This is a genomic window from Mangrovibacterium sp. (assembly GCF_059905295.1).
The window spans coordinates 1-2,447 of record NZ_JBZQJF010000217.1 but is presented as its reverse complement, the minus strand read 5'-3'; the positions used below and the strand labels follow the sequence as shown (position 1 = coordinate 2,447).

General features: G+C 45.1%; 2 protein-coding genes. Both read right to left on the bottom strand.

What is annotated here, in order from left to right; translation table 11 throughout:
- A partial coding sequence (locus AC37HE_RS11355; RefSeq protein ID WP_500782961.1) for a beta-galactosidase occupies positions 1 to 1,091 on the bottom strand: 1,091 nt, incomplete at its 3' end.
- Positions 1,092 to 1,137: 46 nt separating this feature from the next.
- Positions 1,138 to 2,447: tetratricopeptide repeat protein (locus AC37HE_RS11350; protein WP_500782960.1), on the bottom strand; the 1,310-nt coding region annotated here is incomplete at its 5' end.

Genomic DNA, 2,447 nt, shown 5'->3' with positions numbered 1-2,447 from the left:
TTTTCTTCCAATGTTGTTAGTTGTCCCAACGAATTGGAGCCACCGGCAAACATGTAATAACCGGGAAGGTTACTACCCGATCCGATCTTGGCCGTAATCAGCGCCAAACCATCGCGCGAACCAATTTGCAAACGGCGATGGTCGGTATTCATAATACCAACGCCTATTTCGCAAGTAAAATACGGATAAGCATCGTAGTCAATGTAGGTCTCGCGGTCTTTTTGCACGTTGTCGCCAACCGCATCGGTATCCCGGTATTTCTTAAATAAGAAATCCTTTTTGTCTTCGTTTCGTTTCAGGTTATCCGCCCATGGAGCATCTGGATATGCAGCCCACAAAGGAATTACTTCCAGGGGAGGAACAGATCCGTTTTGCCAACCGGTAACTGTGTAAAGCGGTGTATCGAATCCATATTTCCGGGCCATTTCTTTCAGCCACATGATATGTGCTTCCCCCCCTTTACCTTTGCGATATTCATTTTCCAGCTGAACACCGATTATTGGACCACCGTCTTTGTACATCAAACCTTTCAACTGCATACCAACTTGCTTATACCATTCTTCAGCATAATGCTGATAAACCGGATCATTCGAGCGATCTTTGATATTTGTTTTTGTCAGAATCCAATCGGGAGTCCCGCCATTACGTACCTCGGCGTGACACCACGGGCCGATGCGCGGATAAAACCACAAACCATGCTTTGCACAAAGTTTCGCAAATTCACGGATGTTTTTATTGCCACTCCAATCAAACTGTCCTTCAATTTCTTCGTGATAAATCCACAAGGCGTACGAGGCGATAATGTTGACACCACAAGCTTTCATCTTCAGCAATACATCTTCCCACTGCTCCTTGGGAATGCGCGAAAAATGCACCTCTCCCATCACCGGAATAATTGGTTTTCCGTTCAAGGTGAGGTAATGGTTATTCACTTCCAGCTTTTCCCCATCGGGGCCGGGATTTCCCATTTTAAGCTGTCCGGTAACCACCTCAGGGCTGACCTTCGACGCATCGATGCGTTTCAGGTTTTGTGCTCCACTGGTTCCAAATCCAATTAAAATCAGTAAGATCGAATAGAAGATGTATCTCATAACAGTTTGGTTGAGTAGATTCTATTTTAATGCAATTGTCAGATAATTAAAGCGACTGAGCCTTGGCCAATTCTTTCGCCAAGTCAATTGCGCCAACATGCATTGAATTTAACTCCAATATTTCTATCGTCAGCGCTGCCGACACTTTATAGTTCCCAAGGCCAAGTTCTGCTAAAGCAATCAAAAACTTCGCATCGGTTGTATTTCGTTTTTGCATATTATCCTCGAACACCAACAACAGCGGCAACGAAGTTGCAAAATAATCGATTTGCACTTTCTCCTTCAGCTTGGCTTCAGCAAAAGCCTTTATTTTTTTCAGCAAATCTTCCGCTTCTGCTGTTTTGTCCAATTCTTTCAACGAAAGTGCCTTGTAATACGACAATTCGGAGTAAGCACTCACAGCCATATCAATAAAGTCGCCCTCCTCGTTGGTGCTCGCAATAAAGTAGTTATTAGCTTCTTCTGTTTTGCCCAAAGCCTTCAAAGCCATTCCTTTCCAGTAGTTGATGTGGGCCACGGCCTGCAAAGGATGGTACTTTTCACCCAGGTTATCCGGTGTTTCCACCGATTTTATGAAATAATCCTGCGCAGCTTCGGCATCACCTGACTGTAAGTACAGCTGGCCCAATTTCAAGCATGCGTAAGTAAACTGCCGCAACACCTGGCCTTCGCCACCTTCCCATGGATGAAAATTATGGTTCTCCAACAGGTTCAAGGCTTTTCCATATTCACCATTAAAATTGTAGAGGGCAGCCAATTCAACCGAAAAGTCATCGCGGGTTGAAATATGATCCAGAATTGGCAACAAGCTTTCCAGCCTGTCCTTCGGATCATCGTTCAATTTTTTACGTAACTGGTCGAATTCGTACCGAACACGCATATCATTCGGAACCAGTTCCACAGCTTTCAGGAAAGCTTGTCTGGCTTTTTCACCATCCTCAAAGGTGTTCCAATAAGCGATACCTAAGTTCCGGTACAACGTTCCGTAATTGCTTTCTGCATCAGCAGCCATTTCCCAAACGCGAATGGCATCTTTATGGCGCTTCAGGTTGAAGTAATAGTTACCCAGTCCGAAAGCGGCAACTGTATTTTGGGGATCGACTTGCAAAGCCCACTCCAACACCAGTTGTTCGTAGATGCGCGATGGGAAAACATAGTCGCAGGAAGCTGTTTGGGTCAGTTTCAAAATTTCAGCAGCTGTGGTTTGATCGCCATTCATTTGATACAACCAAGCCAGGGCAAACTCGGTCATGATTGACTCGGCCATTGGATTTGGCACTGCACATGCCGGTATTTCATTTTGCTGATGCAACTCAATAACAGCAATTGCCTCCGCATAGAAACCGGCTTCCGCAT